This is a genomic window from Paenibacillus sp. FSL R10-2778, from assembly GCF_038593035.1.
In the GTDB taxonomy this organism is placed as follows: Bacteria; Bacillota; Bacilli; order Paenibacillales; family Paenibacillaceae; genus Paenibacillus_AQ; species Paenibacillus_AQ odorifer.
Window position 1 is genome coordinate 2,099,433 of sequence record NZ_CP151956.1, and the last position, 15,636, is coordinate 2,115,068.

The following is a 15,636-nucleotide window of genomic DNA, read 5'->3' on the forward strand; positions in this document are numbered from 1 at the left end:
GAAAGTTAAACTTATACGAACTATAATTGGTGGTGCTTACATTTGAATTGTTTTGAGGAGGATTACTTTTAATGAGAACATTCCGCAATCCAGTGCTGCCGGGATTTTATCCTGACCCTTCCGCTATCCGTGTTGGTGAAGATTATTATCTTGTGACTTCAAGCTTTGAATTTTTCCCAGGCGTTCCTATCTTCCACAGCAAGGATCTGGTCAATTGGCGCCAGCTTGGCCATGTACTGGACCGCCCGTCCCAGCTCAATCTGGATCACTCGATTCCCTCCATGGGCATTTGGGCACCGACGCTCCGCTATCATGAGGGAGTTTTCTATATGATTACCACTTTTATTGACAATGACAAGAACCAGCATAATTTCTATGTAACAACAACCGATCCGGCCGGAGACTGGTCTGATCCTGTATGGCTGGAGGATGCACCCGGCATTGATTCCTCTTTGTTCTTCGATGAAGACGGCAAGGTGTATTATACCGGCAACCGTGTTCCGCCGGAAGGGCAGGATTATCCGAAGCATATGGATATCTGGCTGCAGGAGATTGATCTCAGCCAAGGGAAGCTAATCGGTCCGAAGCATAGTATTTGGCAAGGCGCACTCAAGGTAGCTCATGCGCAAGAGGGACCGCATATTTATAAGATCGGCGCTTGGTATTACGTGCTGATTGCCGAAGGTGGAACCGGGCATACTCATGCGATTACGATTGCCAGAAGCAAGAGTGTGACAGGTCCTTATGAAGGCCATAAAGCCAATCCGATTCTAACGCATCGCCATCTTGGCAGAGCGTATCCTATTGTTAATGTGGGTCATGGAGAGCTGGTAGAGACTCAGCATGGTGACTGGTGGATGTTCTGCTTGGCTTCACGAACCAGTGGTGGTTATTACCGCAATCTGGGACGTGAAACCTTCCTGACACCGGTAATCTGGGAGAATGAATGGCCTGTGGTCAATCCCGGTAAAGGGGTGCTGGAATTTGAGACGGAGGCTCCGGATTTGCCAGAGACAAAATGGCCGGAATTGCCTGCGCGCGATGAGTTTATAGGTAATGAGCTGGAACCGATCTGGAATTTCTTGCGGACACCGCGGGGTGAATTCTGGAGTCTTACCGACAAGCCTGGAGTTCTGCGGCTTCGCCTGAAGCCAGAACGGCTCTCGGAGATTGCCAATCCATCTTATATCGGTAGACGCCAGCAGCATTTGAACTTCAGAGCGGCGACGGACATGACGTTTAGTCCCGCTGCAGAAGGGGAAGTAGCTGGTCTTGTTCTCCTCCAAAATGCGGATCACCACTTCCGTTATGAACTGGGGCTAGAGGCAGGCGAACGTGTATTACAGCTGATTCATCGGATGGGTGGCAGCGAGCAGCTGCTGGCGTCAGTGCCCTATCCACAGGATCAGGTACAGCTTAAGGTGGAAGCCAGGGGACAAGAGTATAGCTTCTATTACAGAGCTTCTGAAGCCGCCAAGTGGACAGCCTTCTGCGAACGGACGGATGGCAGAGTGCTCAGCACCGATCTGGCCGGAGGATTCACAGGAGCATACCTCGGGATGTACGCAAGCTCTCAAGGTGCAAAGAGCGAAAGCTATGCCGATTTCGACTGGTTTAGCTATGAAGGACTTGAGTAATAGGAGGAGGTGAAATTCAATGAGCAGCAATCTTGTAACTAACACGTATCCGATTCCCGAGCTTCCCCAGATTCCCGAACGGACTTTTGCAATCACGGATTATGGGGCAGAAGAGGGGGGATTAATGCTATGTACCTCTGCTATTCAGGCTGCACTGGATGCCTGCGCTGCGGCGGGCGGCGGAAAGGTTGTTATTCCAGCTGGCATCTGGCGCACAGGACCCCTTACTTTGCATAGTCGAATTAATCTGTATGTAGACAAGGGAGCGTTGGTGCAGTTTGACCCTAATCATACCTTGTATCCGTTACTTTCTTCCCATTATGAGGGGAATGCCGGCTGGCGCTGTCAGGCTCCGCTCGATGGAGAAGGTTTAAGCGATGTGGCAATAACCGGTGAGGGGATATTTGACGGCAGTGGCGAAGGCTGGCGCCCAGTGAAGCGGTTTAAGATGACCGAGAAGCAATGGGAGCGTTTGATCGAATCTGGAGGAGTGCTTGATCCGCAGGGCGAAGTATGGTGGCCTTCCCGGGAAGCCATGGAAGGAGAGGACTTCTGCCGGAAGCTGTGGGATAAGGGAGAAACTAGTATGGAGGCTTATCTGCCTGCTCGTACGTATCTTCGTCCGACGTTGCTTAGCCTGCGCAATTGCCGGCGGGTGCTGCTGGAAGGGCCGACCTTCCAGAATTCACCTGCTTGGTGTCTTCATCCCATTGGCTGCGAGCAGATTACCGTACGAAATGTTCAGGTACGTAATCCTTGGTATTCGCAGAATGGGGATGGCCTTGATTTGGAATCCTGCACGCATGCTCTAGTTGAGCACAGCAGCTTTGATGTGGGTGATGACGCCATCTGTCTCAAGTCAGGCAAGGATGAGGAAGGCCGTAAGTGGGGAATGCCCTGTCAGTATATTACCATCCGGAATTGCACGGTATATCACGGACATGGAGGCGTTGTGATCGGCAGCGAGATGTCCGGAGGTGTCCATGCAGTTCGAGTTAGCGACTGCCTGTTCATCGGCACGGACATTGGCCTGCGGTTCAAAAGCACCCGGGGAAGAGGCGGTGTGGTGGAGGATATTGTAATGGAGAATATCAACATGACTGGCATCATCCATGAAGCTGTATCCTTTCATATGTTCTATGCAGGGGTTGAAGGATCGGAAGGGTATGACGAGCAGTTATTTTCGGTTACAGAGGAAACTCCGCAATTTCGGAAGATTACCCTGAAGAATATTGTGTGCCATGGTGCGGCAACCGCTCTACTGGTTAACGGGCTGCCGGAGATGCCGCTTGCTGATCTAACCATCGAAAAATTCCACGCAGTGAGTGATCGGGGAATTGTGCTGCGGCATGCCACGGGGCTCACGCTGGATCGTATCCGGTTGCAGACTTCGGAAATGCCGAAGATAACAGCGCATAGATGCAGCCACGTCACGCTCACTCATTCCGAAGATTTGACGATTACAGATAGATAAAAAAATTCTATGGATGATGGAAATCCGTCTTGAACTTCCGTGGGTGTGACCTTGCTTCTTTTCGGTATTGGAGCGGGGTCAAACCGGTTGATTTTTTGAATGTTTTATTGAAATGGGAAAGATGTTCAAATCCGACAGCGGAGGCGATCTCCTGGATTTTGCCTGTAGATCCGACAAGCAGCCGTTCGGCTTCCCTTACGCGGACATGAACGATGTATTCCCGAAAGTGAAAACCCGTCAATCGGTGAAATACACGGCTCAAGTATGAAGGACTAATGTAAAAATTACTCGCAGTCTCTTCCAGAGTAAGGGCCTCACGGTAGTGATCACGGATATAGGTGGCTACATCCGTTACTAGATGATGGAGCGGATGTTTCGTCCCTCCAGCTTGTGAGATACTCTCTGAACGCTGGAGGAGAATCATCAGCTCGGAGAATAAAGCGATTACGCTGGTTTCGTAATACGGGCGCTGCAACCGGCATTCTTCCAGCATCCGGTTCATTAGAATTTCCGCTTCGTCCTGCTCGCGCAGGGTCAGCTTGAACAAGCGGTACCCGCGGTCATGAAACCAGATGGCTTCATTCTGCAGGGATGGCGGTAGAAGAGCAGGATCATAGTTGATCAGAATCCGCTCGAATTCGGCTACTTCCGAGCTTGCTGTGGAATGAAGCTCCCGGCCGGAGATAAGAATAAGCTCACCCTTATGAACCGTAATGACTCGGTCGTCCACAAAGTATACCCGCTCCCCTTGTATCAGATAGTACAGCTCGGCTAAGTCATGGCTGTGGGGACGTGGCATAGCAGTGATGCCTTTACGTTTCATATGCTGGATGCTGTAGCGGTCTTCTTCAATATGATATTTGTGATTGGGGCTAGTCAGGCTAGTCATAATTCTCCTCTTCTCTTACGAAGCGTTACGGTTATTATAGAATAAACTCAGGTTGATAGGAAAGGAGCCGCAGATGTTAATTACAGTCTCTAAGAGTATCGACGAAGGATTCAGTAGTCTACAGGCAGCGTTGGATTCAATTCCACAGGAACACAAGGAAGAAGTGACGATTCGGATCAAACCCGGCATTTACGAGGAAAAAATTACAGTGAAACAGGGAACGCCTCCGGTTCTGCTACTGGGGGAAGACACGAATTCCACCATCATTACGTGGTCAGACAACGCGCACACTTTAGGTCCGGACGGAGAGCCGATTGGCACGTTCAAATCCGGTACCCTGAATGTATTCGCTGAGCATTTCACCGCTGAAAATCTGACCATTCGAAATGCATCAGGTCCCGGCACTGGTCAGGCGGTGGCTGCTTTTGTTGATGCTGGTCATGCTGTATTCCGGCGTGTACGCCTGCTGGGTGATCAGGATACTTTGTATACAGGGCAAGGAAAGCAATATTATAACGAATGTTACATTGAAGGCGATGTGGATTATATTTTTGGCGCGGCTACGGCTTTGTTTGAACGTTGCCGGCTGCATAACAAACGTTCCAGAGGATATATAACAGCCGCATCAACGCCTGAAGGCGCACCGTTTGGTTATGTATTCCTCGATTGTGAAATTACTGGCGGTCAAGGTGTAAGTGAAGTGTATCTTGGCCGACCTTGGCGCCCTTATGCACATGTGGCTTTTATCCGCACGGTCATAGACAGTTCGATTATCGGCGAAGGCTGGCATAATTGGGGGCAACCGGACAGGGAGGAAACTAGCCGCTATGAAGAATATGGCAGCAGTGGACCGGGAGCCAATCCCGAAGCCAGAGCTGCATGGTCGCGGCAGCTGATTCCACAGGAAACTGCGGAGTATAGGGTGCTGTCCGTGCTTGATGGCTGGCATCCTGAAGGATATTAAGGAAGGAGCACTTCGGATGGAGCCTCTGGAACAATACATGAAAAAACTAGCTGGTTCAGCTCAGTGCAAATCGGCTTTCAGCAAAGATCCCTTTCAGCAATGGCGTGAGGAGCTTACCACAGCATTTACAGAGCGATTAGGTGGCTTTCCAGAAATAGCTGAGGAGCTGCAACCGGTTCTGCTGGAACGTACAGTCTGCACCGGGTATACCCGTGAACGTATAGAGATAACTACCTATGAAGGGTTGCGCATGCCGCTGTATCTTTTGATCCCGGATCAGCCGTTCTCTACCCCTGCCTCTGCCGTTCTTGCCATTCATGGACATGGCTATGGAAGCCGGGAGATCGTAGGCTTGAACCCGGACGGATCGGATCGGCAGGGAGATCCCGGGCTGCACAAAGACTTCGCTGTTTCACTGGTAAAACAGGGCTTTGTAGTGGCAGCCCCGGAGCTGCTCGGCTTTGGCGACAGGCGACTGGAAGAAGACCTAACAAGCGGGGAGCCTGGACGTAATTCCTGCTTCCGCCTGTCATCCGCATTGTTGATGGTTGGGAAGACGATGGCCGGCTACCGTATCTACGAAACCATGCGGGCACTGGATTATTTGCAGACAAGAAAAGAGGTTGAGAGCGAACGAATTGGAATTATGGGTATTTCCGGCGGGGGACTGGTGGCTGGCTTCACAGCTGCACTTGACGAACGAATCGCTTGTGCGGTCGTAAGCGGGTATGCCAATACTTTCGCAGACAGTATTCTGACACGCAATCATTGCCTTGATAATTATATTCCAGGGATTTTGCTGGAAGCGGAGATGCCTGACCTACTGGGCCTCATTGCCCCTCGTGGTCTGTTCCTCGAATCGGGAGATGCCGATCATCTGTTTGGCCCGCGCGGAACAAAATTAGCTTTAACCCAGTTGCAGACGATTTACAGGTCGGCGAATCATATCGGACAGGTAGAAGCGGACTTCTTCACCGGAGGTCATGAGATTCATGGTGAACCAGCCTTTGCCTGGCTGCGCAAGCAGCTCAACTGAGCATAAGATTAGACTTCATATGGATGACAAACGAAGGAGGAATAAGGATGTCTATAACTGAAGCAACAACCGTTCGCTTGTCCAGTAAAATTGCGAATACGATTCTTGGAGGGTGCAACAAGCAGGGAGAGCATGAATATGTGCTGGAAAGATGGGCTTATGTTCCGGGCATGCTGCTGATGGCAATGGCCCGGGCGGGTGTTCAGCTCGACCAGCCTGAGTATGTCTCCTTTATGGAGCGGCATATGGACACATTTATTGGAGCGGATGGTTCCATCCGTACCTACAGGCTGGAAGAATACAATCTGGACCAGATTAACGAGGGGAAAAACCTGTTCTTGCTATACCAGAAAACCGGAGAAGAACGGTATGCTGAAGCAGCCCATTTGCTGGCCGCACAGCTTATTGGACATCCCCGCACCTCCGAAGGGGGATTCTGGCATAAGAAGGTATACCCTTTCCAGATGTGGCTGGACGGGCTGTACATGGCATCGCCATTCCTAGCGGAATACGGCAAGGTTTTTCAACGACCTGAACTGATTGACGAAGCGGCGCATCAGCTGCTGCTGGTTGAGCGGCGGACCCGCGATCCACGGACCGGCCTGCTCTATCATGGCTGGGATGAATCCAAAGAGCAGGAATGGGCTGACTCGTCTACCGGATTGTCCTCTCATTTTTGGAGCCGGGCGATGGGCTGGTATGCGATGGCTGTGGTTGATTGCCTGGAGCATTTTCCGCTCACTCATCCGCAGCGGGGGACGATCATTGGCATTTTCCAGCGGATGTGCGGCGCGCTTCTGGAGGTTCAAGACAAGGAGACTGGCCTTTGGTACCAGGTGTTAGATCAAGCGGGGAGAAAAGGCAATTATCTTGAAGCTTCCGGCTCGTGCATGTTTGTTTATGCGATGGCTAAGGGACTAAGATTAGGTTATCTGGAATCCTCTTTTATAGAGGCGATGTTGCAAGGGTATGAAGGCATTTTGACGCATTTGACTGAAGAGGATGAACAAGGTGTGCACTTGCACCAGATCTGTCATGGAGCGGGTCTGAGCAAAGACCGTAATGGCTCATACGATTACTATATCTCTGAGGACGTATTGTCGGATGTGCCTATGGGCGTCGCTCCATTGTTATTAGCATCACTTGAGGTGGAACGGTACCAAGCTGAAAAATAACAGAAGCCCAATCATTCCCTCTGAAATGGAATGATTGGGCCTTTTTTTGCTGCCAGATATATATTTATTAGCGTTTCAGCAGATCCTCGCGGATAGGTGTGAAGACATCGAGCAGCGCAGAGTCTGCTTCCAATGCGGTTACACCGTGCTTTGCATCTGGCGGTATGGCAATACTTTGCCCCGCGGTTACCGTATGCTTCTCGCCGTCAATACGAAATTCAAAGCTTCCACGCAGACAGTAGCTCATCTGCTCGTGAGGATGGCTATGCTCATAGCCCTCGGCTCCCTTTTCGAAATGAACCTCCATCATCATCAGACTGGCTGCAGCGTTCAAGATACAGCGTTTAACTCCCGGTTCTGCTGGTTCCCATACTCCAAGATTGCTCATGTTCTAATCTTCCTCCTTGTATATAGTTATCGGGGCATGGCGATGTGAATTCTGCCTGCCTCAATTCTTAATTGGGTTGCTTCAGGTTGCCCGGATGTTGACTCAGATTCTCCGAGCAGCCTAAGCGGTCCGGGACCCGGAACAGTAACAAGGTGTTCCTCCTTGGTGCCGTTGATGGCGGCGATAAACCATTTTCCATCCGTACGGGATATCCTGTACAAGCGTACTCCTTCGACAGCCTCTTCATAATCAAGCTGTTCAAGCTGTAGTGAAGAAGCATCTTCTGTCCGGGGATGAAGCAGAATGACGTAATCGCTTGTACCACCATAAACACGAAAATGTTGCTGCTCTGCCAGCGGATAATTCCCGGCTACAGCGCCTTCTCCCATTGTAATCACTGGAAGTTCTGGTTCGGCGATATAAGCGCTTAGGTGCTTGCCGTTTAGGCAAGCTGCATCAATGGATTGCTCCATTATACTTGCATCAGTACTGAGTGTATGCAGATTCCAGACGCTGTTCGATGCTCCCTCGATTCGATCCCATATCAAGTAGACGTTAAAGCCTGCTTTAATAAACAAGAAATTCCGCTCATATTCCCTGGCGTTAGCCTCTGGAATAAGACTGCTGGCATGATCTAACTCTTCTGAAAAGCGCACTTCCTTGCATGTGCTTTGCAGTGGCCCATTGGCAAAATTTCCGAATGAATCGGTAAATTGAACAACATTATGAGCTGCGCTGGACACATACCAATGCCGATCTCCGTTATAGTAACCGCCCGTTCCAGAATCAAGGGTTACTGGAACACCATCTGCCCAGATGGAGAAGTGCCCTTCATCATGATGAGCGTGATAAGTCAGCGGAGAAGCCTCGTAGATTGCATAATGCTGAAGGTTCTGTTCTCCGTTGCGGAAGATGACATAACCGATATCGGGATAATGTACGGAGTCGAGTGCAGGCCTTTGTTCTGCTAAGTCGGGCTGTGGATATAACAGCGCGACCAGAGGCAGAGGAAATGCGCCATTATCCTCAATCGGTTCTCCGCCGTGCTTCCACGTCCAGAGCATTTCCCCGGCAAGCTGGGGGTCTTCGTCCATATAGAATGGGGCCGCATATCCGAGCAGGCGAAACCATTTTTCCTGCACATTGGCATCGCCGACCGCTGGTGTAAGCAGTATGGGGGAGCCAGAAGAGCCGCCTTGAATAATATCTGGTGCAGTCACTGTGCCGATTAGGAAACGGTACATGCCCTTTACCTTTTCATGCTTGAAATAATCATTGCCCTTCAAACGCTTTAATAGGACGAAGAAGAGAAAATAGCGATGCAATACTGCGCCATGGTAGCGAATATTTTCTGGCCACGCGCCGTCTGAATCCACCACTTCTGCCAGCTGCCAGTTGATGACTGAGAGGGCATGATCAAGATATGCCTCACTTTGTTTTTCATTGGGAAAGAGGAGGGCATATACACCCAGTCCGGTTGCCCGGTCGGCATTCCAATTACTGCGTTTTCCTCCCTTTTCATCTGGGAAGGTCTCCAGATCAAACCGGTAGTAGTGGGTATCCATCATCATGTCTGCGATATAGCGGAAATGAGCGAGAAGTTCGGTTTCTTCTCCAGTGAGGAATACACTGCTGCCAGCAATCTGATCGTAGATTACCGAAGCAGCAGCGAGCCCCCTCCCGATATGCACCGCGCCGTAAGTATCATCGTCATGCCAGCCGTCTCTACGGAAAATATCCATGCCTACCCGCATATCGGCAAGCATGTACTGGAGCTTTTGCTTGGCTCGAACCGCAAATTTACTTTCACCCGTGGTCATATACATATTGGCGTCCGCTCCCGTAGCCTCCAGCAGGAAGGCCCAATTGGTAAGTGTCGGCCGATTAAAAAGCGGGGAGAGCAGCTCAGTTCCCAATGGCTGCCCCGCAGCATTTAGAAAATGGACCCCGATGCAGATTCCTTCGCCTAGAGGAGCTTCCAGACTGAGCACCGTCTGCACGCTGTAATGATCACCTTCGTATACAGGTATGGTCTCTCCATAATGAAGGATTGTCAATCCTATCACTTCCTCATTACTGATGCAGATACATTGCAAATCGTCTGCCAGACTAGCGACAGATGGGGTTACACCAGATGGCTGGAGACCCTGCTGCCAGCTGGCCAATTTCTCTAGATATACTGTGCTTCCGTTTTCTCGGTCTTGACTCCACCCCAGCATCCCAGATTCTAGACCGCCATTCGCTAGTTCAACCGGCAAGCCAAGCTGCGAATGAGTCAGACGCAAGCCCCCGATGCGCGCCGTGCCCTTTCCCCGAATCTGTACAGAAAGCTTGAGGAAGGCCGTTCTGGGAGGGGTTTTAAAAACAAAGGGTTCTACCCGGAACACCCCGAGTTTATGGAGGGGCGCAGCAGCTTCTCGGCTGGCAAATTGTTCAGACAGCTGTTGTTGTCTTTCGTACTCTTGCCGGACCTTGGGAAGCTGTTCGATTCTAAGGCGTATGCCCTCCAGCTCTCCTTCGGTATAACATCCGAAGGGGCGTGTACCGCCACCATATGCTGAAATCATCGGTAGTTCTAACCTCCTTGTAAAGTAGTCATGGTTCGTGGGTGAGCTTTCTCTTAATTAGTATAAACGTGGCTTTACGAAGGACGGGATAGATAAACAAATGAAGGAAAGGGGACAAAGCAACTGAAAAAGTGAAATTCTCCCCCAAGCGCAGTCGCTTTCTCCCTAACCGTTACGAACGGATAGAATTATCATTAAGGACATAAGCTTAGTCCAATGGACAGGAGGAACAATAAATGAATTTATCAAAACGTCAAATTAACGCCTGGACCTTCGTTGCTCCCAGTTTGATTCTGACGCTGGTTTTTGGAGTATATCCGATCTTTTGGGCTCTGAAGTACATGTTCTATGATTACCAGGGTTTCGGCGAACCCCTGTTTATCGGACTGGAGAATTTCGAGCGCTTATTAAGGGATAAGGAATTCTGGAAGTCAGTGGTCAACACCTTTATCTACGCAGGAGGCAAGCTGCTCATCACCTTGCCATTATCATTTTTACTGGCGGTTGTCCTCAATCGTGCTTTGAAAGGGCGGCAGCTGCTAAGAGCGGTTTACTTTATGCCGACCGTAATCAGTGCTTCGGTTATGGCCATCGTATTCTACGTTATCTTTAATTCATACAACGGGATGGTTAACCAGCTATTGGTCGGCTCTGGAATTATTTCCGCTCCGATAGATTGGTTAGGGCCGAAATATGCCTTACTAACCGCTATTATGATTGCGATATGGGGGGCTATCGGTAACTATATGCTGCTCTTTATCGCTGGTTTACAGAACATTCCTGAGGATCTCTATGAGGCGGCATCTATAGATGGAGCTGGACCTTTCAGAAAAATGTGGAACATCACCGTTCCCATGCTCGGACCTGTATTGCAAATGATCATTATGCTCGCTATTACCGCCTCCCTAAAAGGCTACGAGAGTATTATGGTGCTTACCGAAGGCGGTCCTTATGGCAAGACGGAAGTTATGTACCTGTACCTGTATAAGCTGTTCTTCCCTGTATCCAGTGGAGGTACAAGCATTCAGCAATTTGGCTACGGTAGTGCGGTTGGTTTTGCCACAGCAGTTATTGTAGGTCTGATTACCTTAGTCTACTTTTATGTATCTAAAAAGCTAAATGATATCTATTAAAAGAGAGGAGAATGAACAGTGAGTACATTACATGCGGAGACGAAGAACACTTCGGTCCAGCCTGTCCGGTCCTTCAAGACCCGAGCGGTGCTGTCCCGGACCTTGCTGTGGATTTTTCTACTTATAGTGGCGGCTTTTGCGTTGTTTCCGATTATTCTGGCTTTTTTTGGATCCCTTAAGACCAATCTGGAGTTGACGACAGGAACCACCTTGCTGCCTAAGTCATGGCAGATTGGAAACTACGCGCAGGCTTGGAATTCGGCTAACTTTGCCCGCTTTACATGGAACAGTGTGTTTATCAGTATCTTTACCACCTTAGGCACTCTATTCATTGGAACGATGGCCGCATATGCGGTAGCGAGAGTCGATTTTTACGGGAAACGTATATATGTTGTAATTCAGTCCTGCACGCTGTTTATCTCGATCGGTGCTGTGGTGCTTCGGCCGCAATTTGACCTTATGGTAGCGCTTAATCTACAGAAATCGTTATGGGGTGTCATTATTATTCTGATTAGTGCGCATGCCACGGCATTTTTTATGTTGATTGGTTTTGTACGAGCGATTCCGAAGGATCTGGATGAGGCTGCTTTTATTGACGGCTGTAATTTCTATAGCGTATACTTTCGAGTTATCTTACCGCTTCTGACGCCCGCCCTTGGAGTCACGGCGCTCTGGACCTTCCGCGGAGCATGGAACGAATATATTCTGCCGCTGGTTTTTACCATGACACAGCCAAAATTACAGACACTCACCGTAGGATTGGCGGGGCTAAAATATGGTATCGGCGATGCGGCGCAACCTCAATTGATGCTCGCGGGTGCATGTCTGTCCATGTTGCCAATGATTGTTGTCTATATTTTCGCTAATAAATCGTTCATGCAGATGACAGCTGGCTCTGTAAAGGGCTAAATTCGGGGCGGGCTTCGGACAGCTATTCAAGAAGGATGTGAATACATGCTGAAGGCCTGGGTTTATCGTACCTCTTTGAAGAAAAGAATATGGCTATCTTTTACCGCACTGACGGTATTCTGTATTTCTGTCACCGGTTTATTGGCTTACTCCATCGCTTCTCGGGCGATGGAGCGTAACTCTGTCGAGTTAAATCAAAATGTGCTGACTCAGTCAATCAATGTCCTGGACCAGAAGTTAAAGCAAATCATTGTGGCTTCCTCCACGATGATGTTGAGCGAAGCTTATCAGCAGACCATCCGGGATATTAAAGCTCATAATATGGAACGTTTTTTTGCCAATTTTTCTATGCTGCAAGCGCCCTTCACGCAGGTAGAGTTGACGGAAAACTCCATTGAATCTATCTTGATCAGTACGCCGGACGGGGATTTCTACTCTACCAGCAATCAGCGCAGAACCTTGACCCCATTTCTAGAATCTTCGCTGTACCAACGGATTAAGGAGAAACCTGAATCCAATTGGGTAGAGAGTCATCGGGACGAGCTATTTGCCGGGAAACACCATGTTATTTCCCTAGTCTTGCAGCCGCTTACAGACAATTATGTCCCTGATCTATTTTTGATTGTTAATGTAAAAGAGGACATTCTTGAAGATACTGTAAGTGGAGGCGGGAGTCTTGGCTCCGCGCGTTTTTTACTGATCAATAAAGAGGGAACAAGCGTCTTCGGAGACGGGAGACGTCCGGAATGGTCTCGGGACTCTGTGTTTTTGGACAAACTGAGGGAAGCGGACCGGGGTAATTTTGAATATTCTGCTGGGGATGGGCCAATGCTGCTCAGCTATGCCAGTTCAGGGTACGCAAAAGACTGGGTGTTGGTCAGCTACCTGTCCAAAAAGGAACTGCTGCAACCTGTTCGGAGTATTCAATGGCTGGTGTTGATGATCATGGCGGCATGTATCGTCATCGCGCTTTTCCTTGCAAGGTATCTGTCCGCTTTGCTACTGGGACCGCTGCTGAAACTGCAACGGACGATGTCTCGTGTTGAGCAAGAGGATCTCAGTGCACGCTTCCAGAGTCCTTTCCAGGATGAGATTGGGGAGGCGGGACGCAAATTTAACCAGATGTTAGACCGGATTGGTGAGTTGATTGTTGAAGTCAAGGATACAGAAAAAGAAAAGAGAAAAGCGGAGATCAAGGCGCTTCAGGCGCAGATCGAGCCTCATTTTTTATATAACACATTAAACACGATTTTCTGGAAATGTGAGATGGATGAATATGAAGATGTGAAACAGATGGTCATTTCGCTGTCTGCACTGTTTCAGCTGGGACTGAACAACGGGCAGGAAATTACGACCTTAGGCAAGGAACTGGAACATGTCCGCCAGTATCTAAACCTTCAGCAGCAATGTTACGAAGGGTTGTTTGACTATACAATTGATGCCGGAGTGGAACTGCTGGAGCTTCCTGTATTGAAAATTATTATTCAGCCCTTGGTGGAGAACTCAATCCTGCACGGCCTTAAGGAATTAAGGGGAGGGGGAGTGATCCGGATCTCTGTAGAAGTAGCCAAAAACACACTGCTCATCCGGGTTACCGATAACGGAACCGGCATGAATGCGGAGAAACTCAATGCCTGGCTGAAGGAGCCGAACGGCAGTGGAGGTTATGCTCTGTCTAATATATGTAGCCGACTGCAGCTGTACTACGGCAAAGAAGCCGGATTGGTCTTTCGAAGCAGTCCGCGTGTTGAAACCGAAGCTGTTCTATCCATTCCTGTGGAAGGGGGAATAAATCCTGAGCGCCCATTCAATTAAAATATGTATTGTTGATGATATTCCTGCAGTGGTCCGCGGATTGTCGCAGCGGATTCCTTGGGAGGAACATGGGATTGTGATCGCGGCCACCGCGGCAGACGGGGAAGAAGGTCTGGAGCAGATCCGCAAGCATCGTCCTGACATCGTATTGACGGATATCCGAATGCCTTTTAAGGATGGTTTAGAGATGATGCGGAGCATCCAAGCCGAGCAGCCAGGCATCAAACTGATTTTTTTGACGGGTTATTCTGATTTCACCTATGCCCAGGAAGCAGTTAAGCTGGGTGCCTTTGATCTGATTGTAAAACCGTATACCAAGGTTCAAGTGCTTGAATCCGTGTTGAAGGCCAAAGAAGTGTTGGAGCGGGAACGCAGTCAAGCTGAGCAGATGATGGGCATGGAACAAAAGCTGCGCGAGAGCTTACCTTATTTGCGTCAGGAATATATGCGTCTGCTCATCCGTTACGGAACTAGGCAGCAGCACTTGAGCCAGCAGTGGGATTTTTACAATATCGAGATGAATAACCATAACTTTTGCGTGATGGTAGCGGAAGTGGATTTTTTTGTGGAACGTACATCAGAACTTACGGTTTCCGAGGTGGAATTAATCCGCTTTGCCGTACAGAATATTTTGGAAAATACAATATCCGAATACACTCGGGGCATTGTGTTCCGGGAAAATGTGAATCAGTTCGTTATTGTGATGAACCCTCTGGCGGAGCCGAATATGGAGCAACTTGCAGAGAAATGCCGGGAAAATGTACATCGGTATACGTACCAGACGGTATCCATTGGACTGGGTGGAGAGGTGGAGGAGGTAGGGCAGCTTTCTGCTTCCTATGCGCAGGCGCTGTCTGCACTTGCGAACACCTTTCTAAATGGTGGGAACAGCGTGTACACCTATGTTGAAGATGCAGTCGTGAATGCCGTGCTACCCAGATACTCATATGACAAGGAGAAAGAATTGCTTTATTGTCTGCGTTCGGCGAATTTGTCCAAAGCAGAGGAGCAGCTGGATCATATTTGGCATGATTGGATTACTGCACCGGCAACGCCTAACCCGTCCATCGTTAAGACGTTATGTCTTGAACTGGCTCATTCTATCCATCGGATTTTTTCGGAAAAAGCAACGGATTCGGAAGTTAAAACTCTGGAAAATAAGCTTGCAGACATGAGCAGTGCAGTCTCTTTTGAAGATCTTAGCCGCCAGATTCGGGAATTTTGCCGTTTGGGCTGTACGTATTTGCAACAACGCCAATGCAGTGACGCGCGTATGCTTGTGGATCGGGCCATCACTCATATCAATGGAAATCTGCAGCGAAATCTATCCGTCGCGGACTGTGCACGGGAGGTGCATCTTAGTCCTAGCTACTTCTCCAATCTTTTTAAAAAGGAGACGGGGATGACACTCGCCCAATATATTATCGGGAGACGAATGGACAAAGCCAAGGAGCTGGTGCTGGAAGGCATACAGGTTCAGGATATTGCCATCTCTTTGGGCTATGAGGATCGACCCTATTTTACAGAGCAGTTCAAAAAATACACCGGAATGACGCCGACTGACTTTCGTGCAAAATATACCTTGCCCAAAGTGGAGGGAAACAGTGATTTCGTCTCCCATTGACAGTTGTTTTCTCCTTCACTGATAA

Annotated in this window: 12 protein-coding genes; 9 read left to right on the plus strand and 3 right to left on the minus strand. The window is 49.3% G+C overall.

The window, feature by feature from the left end; translation table 11 throughout:
• The first annotated feature begins 71 nt into the window (after nucleotides 1-71).
• Together NST40_RS08985 and NST40_RS08990 are read left to right on the plus strand one after the other, a co-directional pair.
• On the plus strand, nucleotides 72-1,637 hold the full coding sequence (locus NST40_RS08985) for a glycoside hydrolase family 43 protein (RefSeq protein ID WP_076276429.1): 1,566 nt from the start codon (nucleotides 72-74) through the stop codon (nucleotides 1,635-1,637).
• A gap of 19 nt (nucleotides 1,638-1,656) precedes the next feature.
• Nucleotides 1,657-3,111 (plus strand): glycoside hydrolase family 28 protein, encoded by a 1,455-nt coding sequence (locus NST40_RS08990; RefSeq protein WP_076276428.1) that lies wholly within the window; start codon nucleotides 1,657-1,659, stop codon nucleotides 3,109-3,111.
• A gap of 7 nt (nucleotides 3,112-3,118) precedes the next feature.
• Here NST40_RS08990 and NST40_RS08995 read toward each other — a convergent pair whose 3' ends face one another.
• Nucleotides 3,119-4,000, minus strand: coding sequence for an AraC family transcriptional regulator (locus NST40_RS08995; RefSeq protein WP_076179655.1), 882 nt, complete (start codon nucleotides 3,998-4,000; stop codon nucleotides 3,119-3,121).
• Between the two features lie 73 nt (nucleotides 4,001-4,073).
• Between NST40_RS08995 and NST40_RS09000 the strand changes: the two genes are divergently transcribed.
• Genes NST40_RS09000 through NST40_RS09010 form a run of 3 tightly spaced genes read left to right on the plus strand, consistent with a single transcriptional unit; the run spans nucleotide 4,074 to nucleotide 7,175 of the window.
• A complete protein-coding gene (locus tag NST40_RS09000) occupies nucleotides 4,074-4,964 on the plus strand; it encodes a pectinesterase family protein (RefSeq protein WP_076276427.1) in 891 nt (296 codons plus the stop codon).
• Nucleotides 4,939-6,000: an alpha/beta hydrolase family protein gene (locus tag NST40_RS09005; RefSeq protein ID WP_256718967.1), complete on the plus strand. Its 1,062-nt coding sequence runs from the start codon at nucleotides 4,939-4,941 to the stop codon at nucleotides 5,998-6,000. Before NST40_RS09000 ends, NST40_RS09005 begins: the two co-directional genes overlap by 26 nt.
• Before the next feature lie 47 nt (nucleotides 6,001-6,047).
• On the plus strand, nucleotides 6,048-7,175 hold the full coding sequence (locus tag NST40_RS09010; protein ID WP_076219910.1) for a glycoside hydrolase family 88 protein: 1,128 nt from the start codon (nucleotides 6,048-6,050) through the stop codon (nucleotides 7,173-7,175).
• 67 nt (nucleotides 7,176-7,242) lie between these two features.
• Here the strand turns inward: NST40_RS09010 and NST40_RS09015 are convergent, their stop codons facing one another.
• Nucleotides 7,243-7,563: a cupin domain-containing protein gene (locus tag NST40_RS09015; protein WP_076276426.1), complete on the minus strand. Its 321-nt coding sequence runs from the start codon at nucleotides 7,561-7,563 to the stop codon at nucleotides 7,243-7,245.
• Between the two features lie 26 nt (nucleotides 7,564-7,589).
• Nucleotides 7,590-10,130 carry a heparinase II/III family protein gene (locus NST40_RS09020; RefSeq protein ID WP_076276425.1) on the minus strand — a complete coding sequence of 847 codons (2,541 nt, stop codon included), beginning with the start codon at nucleotides 10,128-10,130 and terminating at the stop codon, nucleotides 7,590-7,592.
• Between the two features lie 236 nt (nucleotides 10,131-10,366).
• Between NST40_RS09020 and NST40_RS09025 the strand changes: the two genes are divergently transcribed.
• The 4 genes from NST40_RS09025 to NST40_RS09040 all read left to right on the plus strand — a co-directional run bounded on the left by NST40_RS09025 (nucleotide 10,367) and on the right by NST40_RS09040 (nucleotide 15,611).
• Nucleotides 10,367-11,263, plus strand: a complete 897-nt coding sequence (locus NST40_RS09025; protein ID WP_076219913.1) for a sugar ABC transporter permease — start codon at nucleotides 10,367-10,369, stop codon at nucleotides 11,261-11,263.
• 87 nt (nucleotides 11,264-11,350) lie between these two features.
• Entirely contained in the window at nucleotides 11,351-12,172 is an 822-nt protein-coding gene (locus tag NST40_RS09030) for a carbohydrate ABC transporter permease (RefSeq protein WP_254847647.1), read from the plus strand.
• A 45-nt stretch (nucleotides 12,173-12,217) separates the two neighbouring features.
• Nucleotides 12,218-13,987 (plus strand): sensor histidine kinase, encoded by a 1,770-nt coding sequence (locus NST40_RS09035; RefSeq protein WP_076276424.1) that lies wholly within the window; start codon nucleotides 12,218-12,220, stop codon nucleotides 13,985-13,987.
• Nucleotides 13,988-13,994: 7 nt separating this feature from the next.
• On the plus strand, nucleotides 13,995-15,611 hold the full coding sequence (locus tag NST40_RS09040) for a response regulator (RefSeq protein WP_256717495.1): 1,617 nt from the start codon (nucleotides 13,995-13,997) through the stop codon (nucleotides 15,609-15,611).
• Nucleotides 15,612-15,636 lie beyond the last annotated feature (25 nt).